Origin of the sequence: Shewanella sp. ECSMB14102 (assembly GCF_000813075.1) — a bacterium.
Taxonomy (GTDB): Bacteria; Pseudomonadota; Gammaproteobacteria; order Enterobacterales; family Shewanellaceae; genus Shewanella; species Shewanella indica.
This window is the reverse complement of record NZ_JWGX01000019.1, coordinates 1-26,026: the sequence shown is the minus strand read 5'-3', so window position 1 is coordinate 26,026 and position 26,026 is coordinate 1. Positions and strand designations below refer to the sequence as shown.

At 50.9% G+C, this 26,026-nt stretch carries 18 protein-coding genes and 1 pseudogene; 11 read left to right on the top strand and 8 right to left on the bottom strand.

Translation table 11 applies throughout. From position 1 onward, the window contains the following. Positions 1 to 116: 116 nt before the first annotated feature. The 5 genes from RC73_RS07800 to RC73_RS07780 all read left to right on the top strand — a co-directional run bounded on the left by RC73_RS07800 (position 117) and on the right by RC73_RS07780 (position 6,768). The gene (locus RC73_RS07800; protein ID WP_052248060.1) at positions 117 to 1,529 is read left to right on the top strand and encodes a glycerophosphodiester phosphodiesterase; all 1,413 of its coding nucleotides are present in this window, start codon (positions 117 to 119) and stop codon (positions 1,527 to 1,529) included. Positions 1,530 to 1,539: 10 nt separating this feature from the next. Further along, positions 1,540 to 3,891: a PEGA domain-containing protein gene (locus tag RC73_RS07795; protein ID WP_039034119.1), complete on the top strand. Its 2,352-nt coding sequence runs from the start codon at positions 1,540 to 1,542 to the stop codon at positions 3,889 to 3,891. 12 nt (positions 3,892 to 3,903) lie between these two features. Then, positions 3,904 to 5,577 (top strand): hypothetical protein, encoded by a 1,674-nt coding sequence (locus tag RC73_RS07790; protein WP_039034118.1) that lies wholly within the window; start codon positions 3,904 to 3,906, stop codon positions 5,575 to 5,577. 74 nt (positions 5,578 to 5,651) lie between these two features. Then, positions 5,652 to 6,218 (top strand): hypothetical protein, encoded by a 567-nt coding sequence (locus RC73_RS07785; RefSeq protein ID WP_152608424.1) that lies wholly within the window; start codon positions 5,652 to 5,654, stop codon positions 6,216 to 6,218. A 25-nt stretch (positions 6,219 to 6,243) separates the two neighbouring features. Continuing rightward, a complete protein-coding gene (locus RC73_RS07780; protein ID WP_200887989.1) occupies positions 6,244 to 6,768 on the top strand; it encodes a hypothetical protein in 525 nt (174 codons plus the stop codon). A 91-nt stretch (positions 6,769 to 6,859) separates the two neighbouring features. Here RC73_RS07780 and RC73_RS07775 read toward each other — a convergent pair whose 3' ends face one another. From RC73_RS07775 to RC73_RS07765, 3 genes are all read right to left on the bottom strand, one after another. Next, positions 6,860 to 7,165, bottom strand: a complete 306-nt coding sequence (locus RC73_RS07775) for a hypothetical protein (RefSeq protein ID WP_039034117.1) — start codon at positions 7,163 to 7,165, stop codon at positions 6,860 to 6,862. A gap of 259 nt (positions 7,166 to 7,424) precedes the next feature. Next, positions 7,425 to 9,353, bottom strand: a complete 1,929-nt coding sequence (locus RC73_RS07770) for a toxin-antitoxin system YwqK family antitoxin (protein ID WP_039034116.1) — start codon at positions 9,351 to 9,353, stop codon at positions 7,425 to 7,427. 10 nt (positions 9,354 to 9,363) lie between these two features. Next, positions 9,364 to 11,523, bottom strand: coding sequence for a hypothetical protein (locus RC73_RS07765; protein WP_039034115.1), 2,160 nt, complete (start codon positions 11,521 to 11,523; stop codon positions 9,364 to 9,366). Positions 11,524 to 11,817: 294 nt separating this feature from the next. Between RC73_RS07765 and RC73_RS07760 the strand changes: the two genes are divergently transcribed. The 3 genes from RC73_RS07760 to RC73_RS07750 all read left to right on the top strand — a co-directional run bounded on the left by RC73_RS07760 (position 11,818) and on the right by RC73_RS07750 (position 16,155). Further along, positions 11,818 to 12,075 (top strand): DUF2999 family protein, encoded by a 258-nt coding sequence (locus RC73_RS07760; RefSeq protein WP_039034164.1) that lies wholly within the window; start codon positions 11,818 to 11,820, stop codon positions 12,073 to 12,075. Between the two features lie 949 nt (positions 12,076 to 13,024). Next, positions 13,025 to 13,630 (top strand): hypothetical protein, encoded by a 606-nt coding sequence (locus RC73_RS07755; protein ID WP_052248059.1) that lies wholly within the window; start codon positions 13,025 to 13,027, stop codon positions 13,628 to 13,630. Continuing rightward, positions 13,630 to 16,155 (top strand): hypothetical protein, encoded by a 2,526-nt coding sequence (locus RC73_RS07750; RefSeq protein WP_039034114.1) that lies wholly within the window; start codon positions 13,630 to 13,632, stop codon positions 16,153 to 16,155. Before RC73_RS07755 ends, RC73_RS07750 begins: the two co-directional genes overlap by 1 nt. Before the next feature lie 192 nt (positions 16,156 to 16,347). On the opposite strand, the pseudogene deoD reads toward RC73_RS07750, so the two are convergent. Further along, a pseudogene (gene deoD, locus RC73_RS20905) lies at positions 16,348 to 16,530 on the bottom strand (purine-nucleoside phosphorylase); the annotation flags it as partial. Positions 16,531 to 16,688: 158 nt separating this feature from the next. After that, entirely contained in the window at positions 16,689 to 17,861 is a 1,173-nt protein-coding gene (locus RC73_RS07745) for a winged helix-turn-helix domain-containing protein (protein WP_405130435.1), read from the bottom strand. A 237-nt stretch (positions 17,862 to 18,098) separates the two neighbouring features. Here RC73_RS07745 and RC73_RS07740 point away from each other — a divergent pair, with 237 nt between their 5' ends. Together RC73_RS07740 and RC73_RS07735 are read left to right on the top strand one after the other, a co-directional pair. Then, positions 18,099 to 19,658 (top strand): POT-type proton-dependent oligopeptide transporter, encoded by a 1,560-nt coding sequence (locus tag RC73_RS07740; RefSeq protein WP_039034112.1) that lies wholly within the window; start codon positions 18,099 to 18,101, stop codon positions 19,656 to 19,658. A gap of 1,100 nt (positions 19,659 to 20,758) precedes the next feature. Continuing rightward, positions 20,759 to 21,862 (top strand): phosphoribosylaminoimidazolesuccinocarboxamide synthase, encoded by a 1,104-nt coding sequence (locus tag RC73_RS07735; RefSeq protein ID WP_039034111.1) that lies wholly within the window; start codon positions 20,759 to 20,761, stop codon positions 21,860 to 21,862. 358 nt (positions 21,863 to 22,220) lie between these two features. Here the strand turns inward: RC73_RS07735 and RC73_RS07730 are convergent, their stop codons facing one another. The 3 genes from RC73_RS07730 to RC73_RS07720 are packed head-to-tail and all read right to left on the bottom strand — an operon-like array spanning position 22,221 to position 24,764. After that, complete coding sequence (locus tag RC73_RS07730) at positions 22,221 to 22,694, bottom strand: GNAT family N-acetyltransferase (RefSeq protein WP_039034110.1); 474 nt, start codon at positions 22,692 to 22,694, stop codon at positions 22,221 to 22,223. After that, positions 22,687 to 23,610, bottom strand: coding sequence for an ornithine cyclodeaminase family protein (locus RC73_RS07725; RefSeq protein ID WP_039034109.1), 924 nt, complete (start codon positions 23,608 to 23,610; stop codon positions 22,687 to 22,689). The genes RC73_RS07730 and RC73_RS07725 overlap by 8 nt, the downstream gene beginning before the upstream one ends. 2 nt (positions 23,611 to 23,612) lie before the next feature. After that, complete coding sequence (locus RC73_RS07720; protein ID WP_028779625.1) at positions 23,613 to 24,764, bottom strand: alanine racemase; 1,152 nt, start codon at positions 24,762 to 24,764, stop codon at positions 23,613 to 23,615. Between the two features lie 112 nt (positions 24,765 to 24,876). On the opposite strand from RC73_RS07720, the gene RC73_RS07715 reads away from it, so the two are divergent. Beyond that, positions 24,877 to 25,791, top strand: coding sequence for a LysR family transcriptional regulator (locus RC73_RS07715; RefSeq protein WP_039034108.1), 915 nt, complete (start codon positions 24,877 to 24,879; stop codon positions 25,789 to 25,791). Positions 25,792 to 26,026: the final 235 nt, after the last annotated feature.

The following is a 26,026-nucleotide window of genomic DNA, read 5'->3' as shown; positions in this document are numbered from 1 at the left end:
TTTGAGACGGCACAAGTAAAACTTGTTAAACATTGGCATCACAGGTTGACCGAGAGTAAATAATTAATTTTAATACCCTGTTTTTATATATACTTACAGAGCACCAAGGAATACAAGTGCGCCTCTTTTTCATCCTGATATTTTGCTGTTTCGGCCTGCTTGGCGGCTGTAAAAGCACCCCATCCGCCCCCGAATCTCAGCCCGTGGATCCGCAAAAACTGGCGCTGGAACAAGCCTTCAACGCCCGAGGCTTTACTCTGTCAGCACTGGATAACATCAATTATCTGGGTGCCAGGCAGTGCAGCAACCTGGAGCTCCAGGCCCACAGAGGCTCGATACGTTTTCCGGAAAACTCGCTGGAAGCCGTCATAGATGCCCTGGATAACCAGTTTGATGTGATTGAAATCGACGTGCGCCTGACCCGGGATGATGTCTGGGTCATTCATCACGATGGCCGCACCGGACGCGAAACCGGCACCATAGACAATAAGCGCCGCAAGATAGAGTCGATTCGCTATGAGAAAGAGTGGGGCTATCTGCGCCAGCGGGACATGCAAACCGGCGCCCTCACAGATACGGTACCGCCTAACTTTCGCCAACTGGCGCAGGTGTTCAGTCGCTATGCCCATAGCGGACAGAAGCTGAATATTGAGATCAAGAGTCGTGCCGGCAGCCGGGATCTGGAGATGCTCGACTATCTGGCCTTCAGTATCATAGGCCAGGGGCGCTACTTCTACAGCAGTCTGGAGCTGGAAAACCTCAAAAAAATGAGGCAGATAAACGACGCTGTTTTCCTGTCCTTTATCCAGAGCCCGGCCAAGGCCTCGATGAACAAACTGGCGGCCGATATGAAACGCGGCGCAGGTCAAGATCCCATCTTTTTGCGTAATCAATCCATGCTGGAGGATATTCAGGGTTACGCCAACCGCCGCTACCGGGAAAAACGCTACGATTCTGCGGCCGGACTCAATAAGCTGAAAAAGGCGCTCAAGTCCAACTTCGGTATCGCCCTGGACATACGCCACTATCGGCGAAACGCCCAAGGCTTCAAATCATTGGCCCATAACCGCGGCATTCCTGTGGCCAGTTATACCATCAATGGTCATGATTACCACGAACAGAGCCTGCTGGGACTCAAGCGCAGTCAACTACCCGACTCTGTGATTATCGACGACAGTCTCTATGGCTTTTGCAGCCGCTTCGCCCTGCCGCCCATGCTGCCTTATCAAGGCAATACTGAGCTGACCCGCAAGCTGGCCACGCTGCCCAAGGATCTGGATCTTTCCAAGCTCTCTTTGCTGGAAACCTACTGGCCCAACGGCCTGTATCCGGCGGTGGATGGCAAACTGAAGTCCTTCAAGACAGGCGCTGTGGCCAATAAAGGCAAGGCGTCCCAGTCCGAGGCTGGCGGCGGCTTTGTTCCTGTGATCATGAAAACCCAGGCCGGCCCCAGAGAAAACCAGACCCAAGTGGACCTCACCGCAGATGACGCAGTGAAAATCGAGCTGCGCCGCAGCGAGCAGCAGTGAGGAACCAAGGATGAAAAAACTATCCTGGCGGGTATTTTTCCTGCTGCTGAGCGCTGCCTATCTGATCCCAGAGGCCATCTTCAACGCCCAACTGGTTTCTTTGGTGGGCTTGGGCACCCCCAAGCCTGAGCAACTCGAACACCTGGAGATATACGGCCGCACCATTTCCGGGATAGGTGTGACCCTGCTGCTGGCCGATCTCTTGCCGGCACGGCTGTTCAAAACCGGCCTAAGAGGCAGCCTGACCCTGTTGCTGCTCACCTTGTGCGTCTGGCCCAGCGTGTTTTTCGGCCAAAAATACCTGATAGAGCAATGGCTGATTGAACCCTCTACCCCGGAACAGCGTCAATACGCGGCCTACAGCGCGGCGCTGCGTGATGCCCTGGCGGTTAATGCGGTCGAAGTCGAAGGTCTCAACTACGACCCCAAAGAGCTGCACAGCTCTGAAAACCTGACCTTTCTGGCCCTATTCGGCGGCCTGGCCTATGCCGACCACAACCTCACCGACAACCTGGATGATTACAAGCAGAAGATCATTCACAACTTCGTGCAAAAGCGGGCCTATCGCGACTTTGACCAGCACTATCACGACTTTGGTCAACTCTATGATGAGCTGTCGGCCAGCTATCGCAGTTATGCCGAAGGCTCCAACCGCTACAACCAGACCCTGGCCGGGATCCCTGAGCGGGAGATGGGTTACTGGCAAAACATAGAGCAGGAGGTCAATCAGGGATGGGGCAAGTATCAACAGGCGCAAAAGGCCCATGTGGCCAAGGCCGGTGCCAGGGCCCAGGAATACGGCCCCAAGATCTTCGCCTACCACGAAGACACCAACCGCTGCCAGGAACGCTACAAGAAGTCATCCCAGAAAGAACGTCGCTATCAATGTATAGAACGGGAAAACGCCCGCTACAAGACAATGATCTCCAAGGCGGGGCTCGGCTACATAGATCCCAACTACTGGTTGATAGTCGAAGATATCAGCACAGGCGAAAACCTGCTGTCCAGCGCCCTGTTCGGGGTGATGACAGCCGGTGTCGGCACCGCCATGCAGGCGTTGAGCCTGGCCACAGGTGGCGATGGCGGTCTTAAGGACAAACGCTATAAGTACACAGACGATCCGGATCATTACCAGCGCCTATTCTTGGCCCATCCCAAGTTCCAGGCGATGTTTGAAAAGGAAACCGGCTATCCGTTCAACATAGCGTCACTGGCCGACTTCAGGGTGCATCCTGTGACTCAGGTGAAACTGCGCCGGGCCCTCAAGGCCAAGGGGCTGAAACTGCCGGACAGCTGGCATATCAACAATCGTCCGCTGTTTAGTCAAAGCGTGGCCAAGACGGTTAAGGCTGAAGCCGATGCCCGCTGGCAGAGCGAGATGCGTAAACGCGGTTTGGACTTGCCCATCAACTTAAATTGGAACGCCTTCCAGTTGCATCCGCAGATCCAACGCAAGATAGCCGCTCGCATGGGCGATCTCTATGTGCCTAACGTCCGCGCCGACTGGAACCAGGCCAACTTCAAACGCCATGTGCTGGATCCCAACATCCAGAAGCGTACCCAGAGTTACCTGCAGATGCTGGCCGAGTCGGAACGTGAATTTGCCGATGGCGGCCGCTATGCCGAGCAAGGCAAGCAGGCGCTGCGATCTGTGATTATTCCGCCCATCTCCATGTCACTCAGCCTGTTTTTGATCTGTATGACCTTTATCAAACTGCCGCTGAAGACGCTGCAGCTATTCCGCCCCGGCGCGAGTCAAGCAAGTGCCAGCGAAGACAGTACCGGCACAAATGAGAATGCCACTGAAAGTGCCAAGTCCGGCAAACGCCGCTGGCTGGCATTGACCGCCAAGCTGTTGCCGCCCCTACTGCTGCTGACCTTGCCGGTGCTTTTGGTGCAAAACCGCTACACCCAGGATGATACCAGCCCGGTGAACTACTTCCTCACCAAGGTGGAACAGTCCGGCAATATCGGCTTTGCCTACGCCCTGCGCTGGACACTGCACGCCCAACCGCTGCTGCATCCTTTGGGGCTGAGCTTTGAGCAACACACGGGTATCTATCAGGCCTTCTCGCCGCTGGCGCATTCACTGGCCAAGATAGACTTGCTGCACAAGAGCACTCCAGCGCCACTCAAGGCCAGCGAGCTGGCACCGACCGAGACACGCCTCAAGGTCAAAACCAATGTGAACAATGCAAATATCAGGATCATGAATATCGGCCCCAAGTATCACCCGGGGATCCGGCTTAAACCGGGCAACTACGATGTGCAGGTAAGCGCCCCCGGTTATCAGACCTACCGCAAATGGCACAGCCTGAATGGCGGCGAACAAACACTGACAATCCGTCTTTTACCCAATTGACAAGGAAACTGAATGCACCACTGCAATCAACCCATTTATGCCAAGGAAAACTTCTGCGGTCACTGCGGAGAGTCCCTGCCTGAGCAGCCCAAGCTGAAGAACATTGAGGATGTCGCCCCTGAGATCCTAAAAGATCTTAAACCCCACTATTCCGGTGCCAGGACGTTCACCGGCCGGGTCAACTCCAGCTTCCTCTACAAGCGGCGCCGGGTAGACAGTGGCAATAATCTCACCTACAGCTACTGGTGGCTTGAGCTGGAAGATAAAGACGGCAACATAGAGCGGGTCAGTGTCAACGCCGAGAACAAGTTCTACGACCAGATTCGCCGCGGCGATGTGCTGACCTTGTTTTATCCGACAGACTACACCCTGAATTACCGCATCGAAGGTAAAGACGCCAAACGCCTGGTCAGCCATAACCATATGGCTCCGGCAGCCATCAGTCATGAAGCCGACGGTCAACGCTCGACCATAGTGCCCGACTATGAGCCGGGTAGCCAATCCAGCGCCTTCTGGTGGCTGCTGCTGGGGATTGCCAGCGCCTTGTTGCTGTACTTTGGTGCCAAGCAACCCACAGAAATCGCTATCGGGGTGGCCGTGGTTCTGTCTGTGGTGTGTTTCATTCTGGAGCGTCAGCGCAACCAGAAGAAGCACACCAGGGAACTGCGCCGCTACGAGGCGCTGCAACTGGCAATGAAACGCCTGTTGTCTGTCACCCAGGAAGCGTTGGGCTACCATATCGCCCAGCGGCCGAGAAAAGACTCGGATATTTTCTGCTTCAAATGCCAGAGTCGCATCGACGGCGAGCACGGCTACTGTGTTCAGTGCGGCAGCTCGCAGCAGCAAGCACCGGCAACGGCCGCCAACAGCCTCAGTGTCCGCGATGAGGAAGAGGCCATGATGCGGCAATACAGCTTGAGTTACCGTGAACCCTATCTGCACAAACATGTCTTGGCCGGCGATGAAAAGGGTGAAGTCAGCGTTTCCTGCATCATGGGCAAAGTGCTCGACAGAAGTGCCAGCGCCAGTGTCGATGACTTCACGGTCACCACCACTAAAACCACCACTACAGACCATTATGTGGGTAACAGATTTTCCCACAGCACCACAGACACTGAAACCAGCAGCCATCGCAGCCGCAGCTCCAACGTTGATGGCGAAGTCTTGCTACAACTGGCCGATGGCGAAGTGCGGGAGATGCGCTTCGGCGAAGATCTGCTGGGGGATCTGGATGTGGGCGACTGGATGCTTTACGCCAGCTCAAGAGCCAAAATGGGCGTTGATGACTATAACCGTGAGTACGCCTACAACCTGACCAAGAACAAACGCTATAACAACACATCTTTCCAGCAATACGGCAAGCTCAACGGCGCAGGCACTTGGATCTTGTTGGCGATTGCCGCCTTGGTCTTCAACTTCTGGGGCCCGGATCATATCTGGTATCCGCTGTTCGATATGCTCTACTTCCCGCTGCTGGATCCCATCTACAGCACCTCATTTTTCAGACACAACCTGACCCTGGTGGTGTTTATCATGGTCAGTGCAGTACTCCTGGTTTGGACCCTACTTTATGGTCGGCGTAACCAAGAGCGTAAGCGCAAACTGCTGTCACGCCTGACCGACCATATCGACGGTTTTACCCGCGCCATCCCGGAGTTGAAGGAAAAGCTTAAACGTATGGGCTAACGCCGGTTTATACTCCCCCAAGCCACCTCACGAGGTGGCTTTTTTACCCCAGAGAAAAATATAGAGAATTGAGAATGCAAGTAGCCTATATAAACGAAGACATGAATGAAGGGGAATCACTATTTAGTGCGGTCGATATTCGCTCGTCACTTTATGATGACAATGATTTTATCCCAACTAGTTGTCTGAATGAGATTGTATGGCAGGACACTGACATCCTCGATATTGAAGCGCTGGATTTAATCAGAGGGGGCGCTTTTAATGTTACCAAGGAGGTAGCCGAATTAATCATGAGCTTTGACCCTTACGGGGTCGAAGTCTATCCCTCCAAGTTAACCTGCGCCGGCTCAGGGGTTTTAACCGATCGTTATATACTGGCAGTAGACAACTTGGTGGATGCCGTTGATACCGAAAACAGCATCAAAATAACCAAAGCTACCAGCCGGTTTTTCTTATCGGCTGAAAAAATCAATAAACTCCCCGAAAGTAAAAGACATGTATTCAAACCGATAGGAATGACGAAAACATTCTTCTCTATTGAACTACTTGAAGCCCTCATACGCCTGGACGAGGAAGGAAAGATAAACACCAGCATTGTGGCTTTCTCATTTGATACATCCGAAGAAGCACCTAGAATATAAACCTTTAAAAAGGATGCGCCTGGCTATGAGTCCCACTAATAATGCCGCTATGAATATAACCATGAATGATTACGCGCTGCTGTCCAGACAATCTCTGGCTGAATTTGCATTCCAGCCAACCCCGAAATCCACAGTCACTCTTGAACCAGACCTGCTTCTGGAAATAACATTCTCCCCCAAGCTTTTTATTGTCAACGATATAGCAGAGAGAATCGCGGAACGGGTCCAACATGGTGTCGAGTGGCTAGACGCAAGGGTAGATTGCTCACCAAGCCAACCATCAAAAGATCAAATAAAAGTATTTGAAAACTTCCGTATGCCGTACATACACCAGACTTATCGGCTAACTAATGAAGAGAAGCAATATGGCAAGTTAAACTGGTTGGATTTGGAAACCGCAAAGCTGGATTTTTCACGCCTGGAAGGTGTCCCACTTGAAGAGCGACTAATATTTAAGCTTGAAGAGGATTTCGGTTACCTGTTTATCCATAACAGCGTGGTAGCTTTGCTTAAAAAGCATGTAAAAACAGTTTGGGTAAGAGATGTATAAAAAACACGCTTATGCATTAACAACTGCCTATTGATGCCCCCTGGTATGACTTTTTTCGACCCGCAAATTTCTTTCGCGGTAATTTGCCTTGCTATAACCCAAAGTTGAATATCAAGTACAAAATAAACAAGAGTATTGCCCATATAGCCAGTTTGAAAGCCGCTCTGATTTCAGTGATTAGCGCTGCCAACTCTGAATGATACAGGGAATAACGTTCAGCTCTTCCAAACAAGATCCCCATATACAGATCATAGTCGCCTAGTTGTTGGCCTATTTGTCCCCAAAATGTCCTGTTTTTATCCTGATTGGTCTGAGTCAGTTTATGCAGTTTCAGACATGCTCTTACCCAAAGAGAGAGCACCACTAAACATAGGAATAAAAAAGTAAATTCAGCCACTTATACTTTCCTTGTAACGCTTGCGGTAAGGGTTGAAAACCTTATTTTACACCCGATTTCAACAACTCTGCCCATTAATTCGCACAGGCGCCGAGCGAAGCCGAGTTGACCACTTTCCTGACAGACAAACCGGCCTGCTTTAAGCGCCAGAGCCACTATAGTCCCTCGGCGTAACAGGTTGCCGAAGGGCTCAAGCTGCAGCGCAAACAGCTTATTGCGGCAATCATTAAGCCCACACGGCTAAACCATAAATAAAGCCTCAACAGCCAAATAACAGCGATGAGGCAGAGCTATCGCAGTCGCTCTCGGCCTTAAGCTCATCGTCGTAAACATCACGACTGCCCAGATACTCACCGTGTTCGAACGTCTGGATATAGTAAGCTTTACCCTGGATGTAAGACACGGTTTCGCCATGCTCTTTACCGTCCTGATAACGGGCGACCTTGTTCAGTAACCCATCTTCGGTGAAATAGTAAAAACTGCCCTGCGCCTGTCCTTTGGCGTCATATTGCTCCCGCCCCAGTTCGTAACCCGCTGCAGAGTGCGCCAGCCAAGTGCCGACTTTTTTGCCGTAATGATACTCCCCTTGCCAGAGGGACAATTGGGTTTCATAGGGATCCTGGTACTGCCACTGGCCATGCCGTTTGTCCTGGCTATAATTTCCCTTGGCTTGCAGCTCGCCTTTTTCGCTGTAGGTTTGGTATTCCCCCTCAAGCTGCCCGTGCCGGTAATGCGCCAGCTGTAACAATTGGCCATCGTGTACCTGGATTTCTTTCACTTCACCGTGCAACCGCCCCTGGCTATCACGCTGTTCTGTGCGGCGGTTACGGGCATCTTGATAAGTCCAAAACCCCACCTTTTTGTAATGGGCATATTCGCCCTGCTCCAGCAGCTTGCCGCTGACCAGTTTCTTCTCATAAGCACCGTGAAGCTGGCCTTCTTGGTAGTGACTGGTCTCTATGTAGGGCTCATCATCCCAGAGCCCCTGATACATTTGCACGGCCAGCCCCTCGCGCTTGCCCTTGAGTTTCTCCTCTCGTTCGATGACAACGCCGTTGGCATCAAACTTCTGGTATAAAGTCCACACCCGGGTCATATCCTGCTGCATTCTTGAGCTGAGTTTGCCGTCTTGGAAGTATTGTCTGTCGAGGATCTGTTTGTCTTTGACAAAACGGGCGTTGAACTCCATGGTCTTGCTGCCGTCATCGGCAAACTTTTGTTCAAAGACCAAACGGCTTTTTTCGTCAAAGCGCTGCAACTGCTGCAGCTGCGAGCTACTGGTATAAAAGGTTTGCTGCTCGCCCACCTTTTTGCCCTGCTGATAATGTTCAATTCGAGTCAGCTGTCCCTTGGCATCATACTGGCGGCTTTCCCCATGCTCTCGATTCTGCCGGAAACTGGTTTCCCGACTAAGCTGGCCATTTTTATGCCAGCGTTTGGCCGGTCCCTGTCGCTGACCATCCACATAGACATACTCGGCCTCTTGGACACCTGTATCCCAGTATTCATAGGCTTTTCCCTGCTGACCTTTAGGGCCAAAGGTGTCAATGGAGGACAGCTCACCATTGCGGTGATAACGTTTGCGCTCCCCTGTCAGTTTACCCGCCAGATACAGACTGCGCTCACGCAGTTGCCCACCCGGGTAGTATTCCAGTTGCTCCCCTTCCGGCAGACCATTGACCAGCGAGTGCTGCGCCTGCAGACTGCCATCCTGGTAATAGTGGCTGTCTTTACCGACGCGTTTGTCGCCCAACTGCTGATAAACCTCCTCTAACTGACCGTTACTGTAGAAGTTTTTTTGAGTGCCTCTTTGTTCACCATCAACAAAACCGGCCTCCATGGTCAAGATGCCGTCTTCATCATAGAAACGGATCGGGCCTTCCATCTCGCTGTTATCGTTATAACGGCCATCGGAAGACAGCTTGCCGTTATTGTGAAAGAACTGGTAGTTACCCAAGGCATTTTGAAAGATACCCGGCTTGGCAAAGCTGCCCTTGAATCTGGGGGTATCCGAGCCGACATAATAGATGGTGGTCTGCCAACCCTGTTGATCTTGAGTTTGCGGATCTTTGACATAAAAACTGGCCTGGCGCTCACTGTCGACCACTTGCCAATCCTCATTCAGCCACACTGTCTCGGCGCTGGCCATCCAGCTCATCAGGCCACAAAGTAATATCAATACACGCATTTTCTTGTCCTTAAGGCAGTGGCGGGAAACTGTTGACCCAGCGGATATCCAGGGGTTCGCCCTGGTAGTCGAGTTTACCGATACGTTCCACGCTATCGGCAACCCTTAGGTATTTGTCTTCCATGATGGCTTCGCTCAGCGGGATATCCTCTGAACTCAGGTAGCGCGCCTGCTTGTCCAGCAACGGCAGTTGCACATCATCGGCGCTGTAGAGATGGTAATTCTGCAGGAATTGCTGCACAGATTGCTGCCGATCCAGCTCGCCAAACACTTCAAGGGGCACCAACCAGGCACGTTCACCCGGGGTATAGTCGACAGAGTTCCATACCGGGCGACCATCACAATGCAGGTGACTGGGTATTTCCAGACCATAGAAATAACGGCGTATACCATCCTCGGTACTCAGTTGGTACTCGACTTGAGTCGTCATGCGCTCGTTAGGCTTTGCTTTCCAGACCAAAGCCGATGGCCCTTGTTTAAAATCGCCTTCAATTTGCAGCTGGCAGATACCGGCCCAGTCCTGCGGCAGAATCAGCTTGGCACCCTGTGGCGTATCGGCCTGAGTCGCAAAGCTGGCCGGATCAAAATCGACCGCCTCTTCGTCGGTATCATTGTAATAAAGGTAATGCTTGCCCATGGGAGGCAGAGTGTAATCGGCGGCAAAGGCCTCTCGGCTTACCCAGCGCACCTCACGGCTGAAACCGGCTTGTTGCTGATCCAAGATGGCATGGAAGGTTACCTCAGCTGCCGGCTTGGTCAATTTCACCCGAAAAAGTTGTTGGCCGCTAAACAGCAAACTGCGATCCATGCTGTTGAGCCACTCGGGGCCACCTTGCGGTGTCTGATAGCGGAACTCGCCTTCAAGCCCATCGAAAAACGGCACCAGATAACCATCGGCGCCACTGAAATGCAGCAGATACTCGCCCTCTTGCTGCGCTACCGGGGTAATAGTGAGTGTGCCACCGGCCAGCGCCAACTGCTGCTCCTGCCCAGACCGCCATTGGCTGGAAACCGATACCAACTCGAGTGGCGTATAGTCTGCCACGGCACTGAAGGAGGATATTTTTTCAAACTGGTTTCGCTGATCCCATCCCAGGGGCACAATCGCGGTGCTGGTGATTAGCGCACCACTCTCCCGATAGGGACCCAACTGGCTGAGTATGCTCCACTCCATTGCAATGGGTTTATCTTCGGCATCCAGCGCCTGCAGATCTCGGTAGCGGATTTCCCCCAAAACTTCTCTATCGACTTCGGTCAGCAAGAGTTCCAGTTGCAGATGTTCTGACTCGCCACGAAATGTGCCCTTGCCATATTGGAATAAGCTTTCGGCACTGAGCTCAAGCCCATCGGCTGGCTTGGGGGGCGATGCCATGATGGGGTTCCAGTTGTCCATATCATCGAAGGCGATTTGTTGCCTCAGATCGCCCACCTGATCGAGCAGATCCTTGCGCGACATCACTATCTGTATATGGTTGTTGCCTTGTTGGCCCATGGCGTCAATCTTGCTCTCCAGCACCAATACCATTTTCTGCAACCAACCACTCTCACGCGCCAGGCGCATATGACCATACAGGCGACTATCGCCGCTTTCGGCGGTCAACTCTGCGTCCACTATCTCCGGGGTCACCTTAGTGACCAATAGTTCCGTTTGCTGACCATTGAACCCCTCGAGTATCAGCTTACTGCCCTCTTTGGCGGGGATCTTTTGCAACACACCGGGAGTCTCCATCCCCTGAGTCAAATGCTCGATTAACTCAGGGCCCGAGCGTGCCAACATCTTTTGCCAGCTCTCTTCATCCTTGCCCTTAAATGCCAGTAATTTGCCGGAGTCTTTATCCAGGGTGATTTCAAAGCCGCTGGAAAACATCTGTTGCAACTCGGGCTCATCGTTTGCAGCGGTAAAACTACTGAAACTATTGCCGCCACCGGACATAGTCATAAACCTGGGCACCAGCTCCAGCTTTAGTGTCGGCGAGGTCTCAATCACCTCATAGTGCATCAAAGAGTTGCTGTACTGAGTAAATACCCGTCCGCCAATATCTATGTTGGCTTTTGTCTGCACCCAGTAATCGACTCGATCGCCTTGTTTAGGGTCAAATTCAACATGGGAATTGGGGGTACACGCGGATAAGAGCCATAACAGGCCGAAGAGGGAAAGATACTGCTTCATTTCATTCCTTGAAGAAGAACGCTGAAAAATTAGCGCCACATTATGCCAAATCAGAAGTCACAATTCTCCTGCTATTCGACCATATACGCCGTATCGAACTGAACCCCAAGACTACGACTAAAAACAAAAAACCAAGCCCCATGACTCTTGGCAGGTTTTCTCTCAGCCAGGCTTGAATAGAGTCTTTAAAAATAACCCAAAGCAGCTTAATTTTGCGATGTCCCGATGAAGGTACCAGGCGTTTCTTCTGTTAAAATCAACTCAATCTGAATGCTTGAAACCAATGAGGAACTTATGAACCCTATTATTGCCCTGCTGAAAGAGCACAATATCAGCGATGAACAAATAAGCAGCCTGTTCCAGAGCCTGACCGAAAATCCTCTGATGGCCATGGGTATCTTGGGTCAGTTGGGATTGCCACCGGAAAAGCTGCAGGGGTTGATGATGCAGGTGATGCAGAACCCAGCCCTGATCAAAGAAGCCGTGGAAGAACTGGGACTGGATTTTTCCAAGGTTGAAGCCGCCAAAGCACAAATGAACAAACCTGTTTAATCCTGTGCGCCCTCAAGGCCTGACTCACATGGCTTTGAGGGTCAATTTCATGCTCTGTCATGCATCAGGTATTAGGCTGATAAATTGGCAGAGCCATCAGCTCAGTTCGCTGCAACGCTTAGGAAGGTGCGAATAGGTCCTCGTGGCCTTCTCTTTTGTAGAGAGTGGCTTACACAGCAATTGGCGCTCAAGGCATCTGACTGAAGGCATGCCGGGGCATGTTGAAGTCGAATAACGCAGAGAGCCGGTTGCTGTGAAAGCCCCGAAGGGCGTGGCTTACAGATCTGTCTGCTGTGTTGTGCTTCTTGCAAAGGACTAGGGCCATTTGCTGCGAACCACGCCTTGCATCCAGGCCTGTAAGCCGACGCAGAGCACACATGGGACTTGTTCGCACCTTCCATTTTTGATAGTTCTCTGAAGCAATACCCGTATCAAGCGCCCGGCAATTTCTGCAATAACTTTGATGCCCGTCCGGATTGGCCGCGGTCACTCGTGCCGGCGTATTACCAAAATCAGTGGGATAGGGATGAAATATATGTTCCTCACCATGAGTCGTTGAACAGTTGGGACACGACTTAAACTTTCGGCAGCTTCCCGGCTCCTGCTTACGTAACATTCCGCTATTCAAACGCCCACCACAAAAGTTACAGCTCATCAGCTCTCTCCCTGTTATTAACTGATATTCAGCATGGCAAAACAGCTCACGCTGAGCAAAAGATAACCAAAGGTGTGTTGAAAGCCAATCTCTTATCTCTCCGTGATATTTTCCTAGCACAAGATTGAGACAAATCGTGTGCGTTTAACAAACACGCTACAAAACGCTACATCATTTGCCGTGCCACCCACTGAGTCGACGTGCTTAAGTAGGTGCTCGGTCAATATTCGACCAAGGATGTATGGGTCGATGATCGAAAGCTGAATTTATCCCAATCATACAGGAGGTATTCCAGTGACAAGATCCCAGTGGTTCAAGCGTCTGTCGGCGCTATGTCTCGTCTCAGCCAGTTTGCTGCTGACACCCGCCGCGATAGCCCAAAAACATCTCAAACAAAATCTCAGTCAATTGACCAATCAAGCGTCCAGCATAGTCTCGGGCCAAGTGGTGTCTGTGACCGATGGCTTTGATGAGCGCAAACGCCCCTATACCCAGATAACCATTCGGGTAGGTATGGATGCCAAACACAAACATAAAGCAGGCAGCGAATATACCTTCCGCCAGTTTGGTTTGCTCAAGCCCCGCTCCATGGGTAATGGCAAAGTCTACCTGGGCGTATCACCCGAAGGGTTCGCCCGCTGGTCGGTTGGCGAGCAGGTAGTGGCCTTTATGAATCCGGATCTCGGTGCCGGCCTGACTTCTACCGTAGGGCTGGAACAAGGCAAATTCATTGTGCAAAACGGCAAAGTCAGCAATCAACTGGGCAACATAGGCCTGTTTGATGGCATGAACACTCAGTCGCTCAGCCCTGAAGAGCAGAGCCTTATCACCACGGCCGGTGCTGTGGATGCCGCCGCATTTATGTCTCTGGTTGGCAAACTGGTACAGGAGGCCAAATAATGAAGCTTTCAAGAATTGCCACTGCCTTACTTTTGGGCTCAGTCTCCTCTGCCGCGCTGGCCGGTGGCCCGCTGTATATTCACGAACCTACAATGCAGCCCTATAAGTGGGATACGTCCAAGGGGGCGATTCCCGTCTATACCGACGGCGGCCCTGTGATTAAAAACAAGGATGGCGTTGACGTACAAACCTTCACCGTTCTGGAAAAAGGGCTGGTGTTCAATCTTGACATTACACTGCCGGACGGCACTGTTATCCCGGCAGGTACTGTGTTGGACCGGGATTACACCTTCCTCAGCATAGCTCAGGCCAATGCCATTACCGCCAAGGCCGTGGGCGAATGGTCTGCGGTGGAAACCTCCACCTTTGAAATGTCGGTTCAAGGCACCATTGAACAACAAACCGGCATCAAAGATGTGAATCAACATAATGTCGATCAGATCTATTCCGCCGTTAACGGCTATGGTTTCTGGGTCAACTATGACACCGACGGCCAGATCCTGGAACAGTATTTCGGTGTTCCACGCAGCCAGGTGCTGGGGATAGCCTTCCCCGAGTGGGCCGATGAAGAAACCGGTGAAATCCTCGAGGCTACTGCCTTGATGAACGGCTGGTATGTGGGTATAGATGACACAGAAGGCGAAATGATTGCCGGGGTATTTACCCATGAATTCGGCCACGCCCTCAACATGTCGCACTCCCAGGCCAATGGCCATCTCAGCTATATGTCAGCCTCATACAGCCCGCAATATGACGGAGTACCGGGTTGCGCCATCACCAATCAATACACCAGCGCCAGCCAGATAGCGCCGGACACTATTGAAACCATGTTCCCCTTCATCAATGTGTTAGGAGTTCAGGGTGCCGAGCAATCAACTGTTAATGTGCGCGACGATATAGTCAATCTGTCCGACCTCTATCCAACAGCGGAATATCGTTCAGGCTACGGCTCGATTTCCGGCACCTTGTACACCAAGGAAGGAGTGGACTATTCGGACATGAACATGGTGGCCCGCAACCTGGATAACCCGCTGTACGATGTGGTCACTCAGCAGACCGGCAACCTGACTCAAGGACTGGTAGGCCCGGATGGAAAGTTCACCATCAATGGATTGACTCCCGGCGGCCGCTATGTGCTCTATATGGAGACCATCAAGGCCGGTGGTTATCCTACCCGGCAAACCTCCCTCTTGTCAGAGGCCGAGTATTGGAACAGCAATGAAAGCAGTAATCCGGCCAGCGATAGAGCCTGTGATTTCACTCCTATCATTGCCGAAGCCGGGGTGACCAAACAGGCCGATATCTATTTCAACGGCTATAGCGATGGCATCCAATATACCCCGCTGGTAAGCGCCTTTGTGCTGGATCATGCCAAGAACGGCAAACGTGCCATGGGGATAACCGGCACTACGCCTTTCCTCTATGACAGCACCAAGAAAGCCCTGTTCGAGCTGCACCCGGCCGGTAATGCCGTGGTTGCCGGACACGCCACCATGAACAAAAACGCTACCAAGGCCGGTGTCATGGCGGACTTCAGTGGCAACGGCATCAGCAATGCCGCCATCTGGGATCTGCGCAGCGACAAGCTGACCTCGCTTGGGGATCTCAACGGTAACAGCTGCGGTGGCTCGGGCCAGTCAGGCACCAACTCCAGCTATGTCTGGGATATGGACGATAGCGGCGACACAGTTGTCGGCACCGCCTATATGGATACTGACGGTAACGGCGCCTGCCAGAGTGCATTCAAAGACGAGATAGTGCCCTTTATCTGGACCAAGAAGGCCGGTATGCAGCAACTGCCTTACCAATTTGCCGACAAGGTTCAATGGCTACGTGCCGACAGGATAGCCGGCAACGGCAGTACCATTACCGGTACTTATGATGGCACCAGTCAGGTTGCCTGGGTCGATGGCCGCTTCCACGACACCTCGGCTGAATTTGGCGCCCAGGACTCCTCGGTGATCTCCAACGACGGTAACACAGTTGGCTTTGGTACCCGCACCGGAGTCACCCTGTGGCATACGGACTCGGGCCAACAGGAGAACATAGGCAGTCTGCGCTGGTGTGAGCAGGTACCTTTCAATCACTTCTTCCTGGGTAATCTGTGTGCCGAAGGTTGGGATCACGACAGCATCAGCGCCGAATTTGGCGTACCGCGTATGCTGCTGCTTGATGCCAGCGACGATCTGTCGATGATTACTGCTCGCTCCGGCAACCTGTTTACCGGTTTCAGTGGTGGTATCTACCTGGAAGGTTTGGGCTGGATGAGCACCAAGGAGTTCTTCGCCAAGCAGGGCGTTACCGAAGCCAAGGCACTGACCATAGATAACCCATTTGCCATCAGTGCCAACGGCTCTGAAATGATGGGTGGTATCGCAGGAGCTGTCTTGTCTATCGATGTCGATCTGAACAATGCCTTTGTCTGCCATGATGGCCAGGATGTTCAGCTCAGCTTCCCTAAACAGGTGGTTGCTGCCGTTAAAGGCGGAGCCGAGTTTGGTCGCTGTGCCCACCTGAACGATTGATGCAAAGTTGAAGTGAGTCACTGCCAACGGGAGCCACAAGGCTCCCGTTTTTTTACTGAAACCTATTGTGTGCTTGCAAAAAACCGACAAAGGCCATTCACAATATGTCATTTCGCGCCGTCCCGAAACGTACCATAAGCGCGCGCTGACTCTGTCACTGCTGACTATAAAGCGTATTCTTTGCTTTGATTGGCCCATTACAGAAACCGGCTTCCCCTGCCAACTGCCGGTATAACCCAGCATATTGCGCACCGAGATCACCTCGCGGGCATCATCGAGAAAGTGCTCGGCAATGTAGTTGGCCCACCAAGAATCGCCGGGCATGATAACTGTCTTGGCAAAATCGCCTTTGGCGCCGTTGGCATGTGCTGCCATAAGCTGTTTCTCGGATAAAAACTGGCCCGAGTCTACCGGCGACGCCAAAAAAGCCTTGAGAACAAAAGTCCGCTTGCGGGGATTTATTGACCAAAATGCCACACTCCTCTCAGCCAACTACACGGCTATTTTAAGGTAGGCTCAGAGCCGAGTCGGCACTATAAACTTTGCAAACGGCGCCAGCGCTGCTTCAGCCCCTTGTGATTGCTGCGCACCAGCTTCCAGCGTTCACAGGCATTGAAACAGGCATAGTCGCCAATGGCCCTGGTAAGCTCGGCCAGCAACATATCATCCAAAGGCCGGTTGGCATACTCGGGCTCCAACACCAGGTTTTGCAACAACAGGCATTGGCGCAGCCGGTCGGCCTTGACATCGACCCGGCCGATAAACTGCTGGCGCCAGAGGATGGCCAGGCTGAAATAGCCGTAGACCCGCTTTTCCTGCGGCAGGTACACTTCCAGTTGATAGTCAAAGCCAAACCATTGCTTTAAGCGGTTACGTTGAATAACCAGATTATCGAAGGGATTGAGCAGCCAGACCCGCTCCGGGATCTTGGGCACCGCGCTCAGCTCTGCCGGGCAGAAATACTGCTGACCATCGACCTTGAACCGCTGCAGTTCACCGGCCTCCAGCCCTTGGTCCAACACCCGCTTGATAACCGGCCGCATGCCTTTTCGCAGATAGGCAAACTGGGCCTCTGAGCCAAAACCGTTGGCATTGAGAAAGCGGTTCACCAGATACCGGCCAAACTCATCATCGTCAGGCTCCCTGGTATCTATGCCCGGCGGGAGCACTCGCTCGGCCAAATCATAAACCTTTTGAAACCGCTCACGCCGCAGCACCATTAACTCGCCGCGCATAAACAGCTGTTCCAGCGCCTTCTTGGCCGGTTTCCAGTCCCACCAACTGCCACGTTGATCACTTGAGTGTTCAAAATCACTGGCCTTGAGCGGCCCCTCGGCGCGCACTCTGGCAAGCACTTCCCGCATCAAGGGCTCGTCCGGTTCAAACCAGTGTTTATCCCCCTGACTCAGTTGCCGTTTGCGCTGCAGGCTGTACCTGTAGTCACTCATGGGCAGATAGGCCGCAGCGTGAGCCCAGTACTCGAACACCTCCTTATCGGCCATAGCCTGTTGCAGCTGTTCGGGGTGATAACCGGGCAACCGATTGTGCAGCACATGGTGATGGGCCCGCTCGACCACATTGATGGAATCTATCTGGATATAGCCCAACTGACGGATCACGGCCGCCGCCGAGTTCGCCGGTTGCAACAAGCCCTGGCGCTGCAGATTGAGCCTGAGCCATTCATCGATAGTCAATGGTCCATACAAGGGTGTATCCATGGTGCCTGGCTCCCGATAACCTTGGTTTAGCGTGGCGCTATGATGACAGCTCAATGCCGTTGCCAATGCGAGTAATCAGTTTGCCCTTTTCATGGCTTTCGAAGCAAATTTGCACTTCAGTTCACAAAAAAAACGGTTTTGTTCATGGCCGGAGTTGAATGGAAAGCCGGATTATGCGCATATAGCTGCAACCTTTATTAGAATCGACAATAACCAAGGTACATTATGAGCTCACCTTCCTCTGCACGCTGGCCGCGGCAGATCCCTTTTATCATTGCCAGTGAAGCCTGCGAGCGCTTCAGTTTTTACGGCATGCGCAATATTCTGACTCCCTTCCTGATGACGGCTCTGCTGCTGTCAGTGCCGGAAGAACTGCGTCAGGGCGAAGCCAAAGATGTGTTCCACTCCTTTGTGATCGGGGTGTATTTCTTCCCCCTCTTAGGGGGCTGGCTGGCCGACCGTTTCTTCGGTAAATACCACACCATTTTGTGGCTTAGCATAGTCTATGTGATTGGCCATGCCTTTCTGGCGATTTTCGAAACCAGCAAAACCGGCTTCTATTCGGGCCTGTTTCTGATAGCCCTGGGGTCAGGCGGCATCAAGCCGCTGGTATCCTCTTTCATGGGCGATCAGTTCGATCAGAGCAATAAGTCGTTGGCGCAAAAAGCCTTCGATATGTTCTATTTCACCATTAACTTCGGCTCCTTCTTCGCCTCGCTGTCGATGCCGCTGCTGCTGAAATTCTTCGGCCCTTCGGTGGCCTTCGGTATCCCAGGGGTATTGATGTTTATCGCCACGGTATTCTTCTGGGGCGGCCGTAAACGTTATGTCCACCAGCAACCCGAGCCCAAAGATCCACACGGCTTCCTACCTGTGCTCAAGAGCGCCATCTTCACCCCCGTACCCGGCAAGGCCAATACAGGTTTGCTGCTGAGTGCCATAGGTATACTGCTGGCGCTGTTTTCCCTCACCCAATACAACAGCCTTGGAGTGGTAACAGCGCTATGTCTGGCAATGGTGCTCTTGATGGGCTTTGTCGGCGTAGGCGCCTCCATGCAGCTTGAGCGGGCCCGCAATCAACACCCGCTCGAGGCAGTGGACGGAGTGCGCGCCGTATTTCGCATCTTAATCCTGTTTGCCCTGGTCACCCCCTTCTGGTCGCTGTTCGATCAAAAGGCTTCCACCTGGATTTTACAGGCCAACGACATGGTCAAGCCGGATTGGTTTGAGCCGGCCATGATGCAAGCTCTCAACCCACTACTGGTTATGCTGCTGATCCCCTTCAATAACTTTGTGCTCTACCCCATGCTGGAGCGCAATGGCGTGCGCCTCAATGCCCTGCGTAAAATGGGTGCGGGTATCGCCTTCTCCGGCCTTTCCTGGATAGTGATAGGCAGCATTCAGTTGATGATGGATGGCGGCACCCCCATGTCCATCACCTGGCAAGTACTGCCTTATGCACTGCTGACTTTCGGTGAAGTACTGGTTTCTGCCACCGGATTGGAGTTTGCATACAGCCAGGCACCCAAGTCGATGAAAGGCAGCATCATGAGTTTCTGGACCCTATCGGTCACTGTGGGCAACCTCTGGGTGCTATTAGCCAACGCCAGCGTCAAGAGCGATGCCGTGACCAATCAGATTGCCGAAACCGGCCTGAGTGTCACCGCCTTCCAGATGTTCTTCTTCGCCGGCTTCGCCCTGCTGGCCGCCTTGGTGTTTGCGCTCTATGCCCGCTCTTACACCATGCAGGATCATTATCGGGCAGTGGAACCGCAACAGGCTTAAGGCGTTTGCCGCCAACCTGAGCGGCAAAATCTCCTTGATTTAAAAACCCCAAAGACCCAACGTGAGTTGGGTCTTTTCATTAATGATAATAACCGCCGGAAACCAAGTTATTCCCTCCCCCGAACGCGGCGCTGCCAAGAACAACTTTTACACAGACAATCCTGTGCCTGGGTATTGGTTAAGCTGCAGCTCATCACCTGCAGTGAGGATGGGCAGGAAGCCCGAATGCAGTGAAGAATAGGATGTTCGAGAACGGCCTTTCGCACAGGCGATTCTGTAACACGGCGAGAGTTGCGTAGCAACGTGCTTTCAAGTACTGCCGTTATGCATGGATGCACTTGCTCCACGACTTTAGGCCGCTGCTACAGCGGCTAGCATGGCTTCCAGCTAAAAGTATCTAAGCTAGTATTGCCCGAGCTTCCGGCGATGGATGTTGCTCATTGCCTGCCGCAGGCTTATGCATAGGCGCTCCTGTGACATGGCGAGAGTTGCACAGCAACGTGCTTTCGAGCGCGAGCCAGGGACGGTGAGCCGGCCGTTAAACAGGGACGTTATTCAAGTACATCCCTTATCTCCATATATGGAGTGTATGCCGACATTTGTCTGGAACAAATGCGGTAGTCGCCTCGCCATCCCTGGCGCGGAAGGTCACAGTTCCGCCTATGCCTGGAAAATAGGCGTATGTCTGTAGGTATATAAGCAATTTCAAGCAACGCTATGATTGCAGAATTGCACCGACTTTCCCCCTCGGTGTCGCCGAAAACTGTTGGCGCAAATAACGTGGCTGAAACATGGATGCCGAATCAGCGCCCAATCTCCCTGGGTGCAGCCTCATTAGTCTCTATCGCGAACAGAGTTTTGCTCCAGTAAACAAAGCCTCCCCGTGGCAAAAGGTTGCGACTGAGGTAAAATAACCCATCTTTTGTCGGCGGCATCTCATACTTGCATGACTCCACAGCGGCTTTACCTCTCAAGCACAGTCTTTTTTGCTGCTTGCTGCTGCCCCGCCGCCGGCTCGCATTCTCCCGGAAACAGGCAGATAACAATAACCCCGCCTGCCGGACTTAGCCTTAAACCCTACACCCAGAGGAATACTCGTCATGAGTCTTGCTGATTCCGTTCTAGCCGTAAACAATGATCTGCCTATCCGCACCGACAAGCCGGTTCACAGCGGAAAAGTGCGCAGTGTCTACTGGTTGACCGAGGCCGACAGCGCCAGATTGATCCGCGAAAAGGGCTATGATGTGCCCGCCGATACTCCGCTGGCGATCATGGTGATCTCGGATCGTATCTCCGCCTTCGATTGCATCTTCCACGGCGAAGAAGATCTCAAAGGGATCCCGGGCAAAGGGGCGGCACTCAACGCCATCTCCAACCACTGGTTCAGCCTGTTCAAGGAAAAAGGGCTGGCCGACAGCCATATTCTCGACATTCCCCATCCCTTCGTGTGGATAGTACAAAAGGCTCGCCCGATAAAGGTAGAAGCCATTATTCGCCGCTATATTACCGGATCCATGTGGCGCGCCTATCAAAAGGGTGAGCGGGTATTTTGCGGCATCACGCTGCCGGAAGGATTACAAAAGGACCAGCAGCTACCCGAGTTACTGATCACCCCATCGACCAAGGGCATACTCAAGGGGATCCCTGGGGTGCCGGAGCAGGATGATGTCAACATCAGCCGCGCAGATATCGAAGCCAACTTCGAGGCCTTCGGCTTTGAAAAGCCTGAAGATATCGATCTGTACGAAAAACTGCTCAAGCAGGGATTCGAAGTCATTTCCGAGGCGCTGGCACAGCAAGATCAGATCTTTGTCGATACCAAGTTCGAATTTGGCTATGTCACTGACAAACAAGGCCAATCCAAGCTTATCTATATGGATGAAGTGGGAACCCCGGACTCTTCACGTATTTGGGATGGCAGCGCCTACCGTGACGGCAAGATCCTCGAGAACTCCAAAGAAGGTTTCCGTCAATTCCTGCTCAACCACTTCCCGGATCCGGATATCCTGTTGAACAAGGATAGAATGCCGGAACGTGAAGCCCTGGCCCGCGACAACGACCTGCCACTGGAGGCCATGATGAATGTCTCGCGTACCTACACAGGTATTGCCGAGAAAGTCACCGGAACCAAGATTACTCTCTCGGATAATCCCAAGGCAGAAATCATCCGAGTGCTCAAGGAACAATACAGCCTGGTGGACTAAAGCATTCTGCCGCGGCTGCTGATGAGGCAGTTTCCCGTTAAGCATAAAGCCCAGAATGTTATTACTTGTGGTTGGTAGCATATAAAAAGATCTATTCATTTAGGTCTTTTTTATATCAATTGACCTTTACCCCGAATTTAAGACAACCACCACCGCCATAGGCAGTGGTTTGGGGTGACAATAGAAAATAATATATCTCAGTATATTCTTCATTAGCTCTCCAGATTGACAAATTAAAACCTCAACTTTATGAATCAATTCATCAACAATTTGAAAACCTAAATTTAAATAGCCACTTAATTTTTATCACAAATTAAATCATGAGTACTACACTGAACCGTCTAACCCGTTTATTCAATCAAATATCTAAGCTAAAAATTAATTCAATTTCATCATCAAGTCTTCTGCCCGTTGGTGTAAACCCAAGCTTTTGGTAAATATAGAGAGCATTCCCTTCCTCTTTATCCATTGTGGTTAGCGACACGCCTTTTAAACCAACAATGGAAGCGTATCGCTTGCTGAAGTTAATCGCGTGACTCCCCAATCCCTTTCCTTGAAAACGATGGTCAATCATGACACGCCACACGTACAAATGATCCTTTTGAAAGTGATCATCGAACTTATCGAGTAATCTTGGATCGATAAGAGAGATGAGCCCTGCTGGCTTGTCGTCTAAATAAATGCCGTAGCTGACACTATCGTCGTTAAAACTCGCCTCTGCAAGCCATTCTGCGTTACTAGCAATAAGATGCTTTTGAAACTCTCCCACTGTAAGGTCAATAATGTCATCGATGGTGTTACCGTTTATTTTTAAAAAGCTAACGTTATTCATGGCCATCTTCCTTGGATAGGTATTTATCTAAAATTATTTTAGCAATATAAAGATCTTGATAGGCAATTCCTGAGCTATCAAAAATAGTAATGTCGTTTTCGTTCCTTTCTTTTAATTGAAGCTTGTCGCAGATCTGATATATCTCTTTATCTGGTGCATGCTGGAACTCACCAATTGTTTTGGACTGAGGTAAATAATCACAGTAGAGTATGGCATTCTCAAATAGCGATGGCGGCAGTTCCTGTTTTCCTATTTTATCTGCTCCCATTGCAGAAATATGAGTTCCAGACTTCACCCACGACGATTCAAATAGAGGAGCTGTAGACGCCGTGACGGTGACAATAATATCTGCGCTTTCACAGGCTTCTTGAGCAGTCTTGATATCAGTTGTTAAACCTTCATCGCTTAGCTCTTGCGCCAGTTGGTTAGCACTAGTCTGATTTCTACCAATAATCAGCACTTTAGATAGGTTCCTAACTTTTGAAATGGCAAGCGCTTCATATTTAGCTTGATGACCCGTGCCAAATAACGCGAGTACCGTTGAATCTTGTCTCGCCAATAGATCAACTGCGATGGCATCGGCTGCAGCGGTTCGGTAGGCATTAACCAAACTTGCTGACAAAATGGCTTTCATTTCTCCCGTATCAGGTGAGAGAAGAAAAATATGAGTACCATGGTTTGGTAGCCCAACTTGGTTATTGTAAGGCCAATAACTTCCCATTTTCCAACCAAGCAATTGATCTGTGCGTGCCGATTTGAGTGAAAATATTGAACCTTCTATCTGGCCAGATGCGTTAACGACCGGAAATATTGATGAGTGCTGCTCTTGTACTGCGGAAAATGCCGCTTTGACTGCTTTGTATGCCAGTTCGTGAGTAATTAACGCTGCGGTTGTTTTTTCATCTAAATAAAGCATGTTTACCACCCTGAGATACGTTGCCATTGTTCAATTTGCCCCTCGACCAAGTCAAAGACATGGTATTGACTGTGCATTGCGCTTGTAGAGCATGCATGATTTGGGACTATGTGAACTCGAGAACCAATGGGAAAACATTCGAAGTCGATCTCGCTTCCAGAAGCCGCTTCGAGTATGCCGTGCTCTTGATTTACCTGCACGACTTTCAGTATTTGACTCTCTTGACCATTCGGTTGGAGAACCACGCCATAACATTGTTCGTCATGGCCTTTATCTAAAGAAAGAGCCATCCAACCAGCATCAACAAATATTTGTCCCCTTGATTTGTTGTGTCCAATAACACTACTTACTACTGAGATTGCGATATCGTTTAAGGTACATACTCCAAGCTGATGCATCACTAAATCAAACAACGAATAGACACCAGCTCTGACCTCTGTAATTCCACTTGTGTTTGTGTATGAACATGCCGTTGGGGTAGACCCTATGCTGACTATTTCGCAGTGAATCCCCACTAATTCGAGGCGTTTCGCTGCAAGTAGTGCAGTCGCTACTTCATTACTGGCTGATTGGTTTAGCGCTTCTTGAGACGAACAGTGGTAAGATTCGCCTGCGTGAAGCATCACACCTTTAAAATCGGCAAAACCTTTATCTAAGCTCTTAGCCATAGCAATCAAGGCTTCGGAATCTGCACTGACGCCACCTCGGTGTCCGTCACAATCAATCTCTATAAGACAGCTAATGACACACTCATGTTCCTGACAGTAGGTGTTAACGAAATCGACTTGTTCCATGCTATCAAGTAACACCACAATGCTAATGCCACGTTTCAGTAATAGCTCGACTCGTGATAGCTTTTCTTGTGATATACCAACTGCATAGAGAATGTTTTTACAACCATAATTAGCAAGCTGTTCTGCTTCCTCAAGGGTAGATACAGTGATTGGATCCTCTAGAGAGTCAATTAAGTAAGGAAGCGCATCTAACGACTTTACCGTTTTAAAGTGGGGTCTTAGTGGCGCGCCCAGTTTCGACATATGACTGCGCATTTGCGCGAGATTGTTTAAAAACTTTTGTTTGTCCAGGTAGAGAAATGGTGTGCCGATGGCATTGTATTGCTTTTCTAAATCAGGGTGTTCTGTATGTTTAATCATTTCATTTACCTAAGCTCGCAAATTGCAGTTCAATGTCGATGAAATGATTATGAGATAGGAGAAAGTTGAATTATATTAACAAAAATCTACTTATAGATTAGGTTGAAAGTTAATGTTGACGACAGAAGATATTCGATTTCTTGTGGTAGTGTCTAACCATAGAACATTGGCAGATGCGGCTCGTGCGCTCAATATAACGCCTCCATCAGTCACTCAGCGTATTCAACATATCGAAAAGAAGCTATCACTTAAGTTACTTCAACGACCTTCGCGTGTGGTTAGCCTAACAGAAGAAGGGCGCGTCTTAGTCGATACCGGTATTTCGATCCTTGAGGACTTGGATGAACTCATCGATAAGCTCAATGAAAGCAGAGGGGATGTCAGTGGTCGTCTACAAGTTTTGGCGCCCCTTGGCTTTGGCAACGATGTGATAGCCCCTTTATTAGGTGAGTATAAACAAGCTCATCCGCGCCTAGAGGTGGAGCTAGAATTGTCAGACAACCCAAACTGGGCAAACCATCATAAATGGGACATTATCATCTACATTGGCCACTTAGCGGATTCCAGCCTTAAGATGGTGAGCTTGGCCCCAAACAAACGCTTTGTTTGCGCTTCGCCGGAGTATCTATCTCGTCATGGACAGCCTAAGACTCCGCAAGATCTTAAGAAGCATCAATGTATTGCCTTGAGAGAAAATAATGAAGATGTCACGCTGTGGAGCTTTACTCATGCAGTGACAGGGGCCATAGAAAGTATTCGTATTCGCCCTTCTCTTGCAAGTAATGAGGGTAGAGTGATTAAAGACTGGGCGTTACAAGGCTTGGGGATCATCATGCGATCCGAATGGGACATTCAGTCACAGATTGATAGTGGTAAATTAGTGCGGCTGTTACCTGCTTACGAGCTTCCAAACGCCGATATTGTTGCCCTAGTGACTTCTGCTGCGCATGAGAGGTCGGCGCGAGTCACTGGCTTTTTATCTCTACTAAAAGATCAATGCCAAAAGACGCCGTGGTTAAATCGATAGTAAGTTGTTATCGGAGTTTTGTACTACAAACCTAATTTTTTTTACAATGATGATTCATCAAAGTAGAACAAAAATTCTAACCAGTTAATGCCCACAACTAAGTTAGCTATTCAACTAACTCATTGTGGATTAATCTTTATTACCTTTTGGCAGTGACCTTTACCCCGAATCTAGGGAATCCCCAGGTAATTCCCTTTTTATTCAATTCAGTAGACACGCATGGTGTTGATTGATC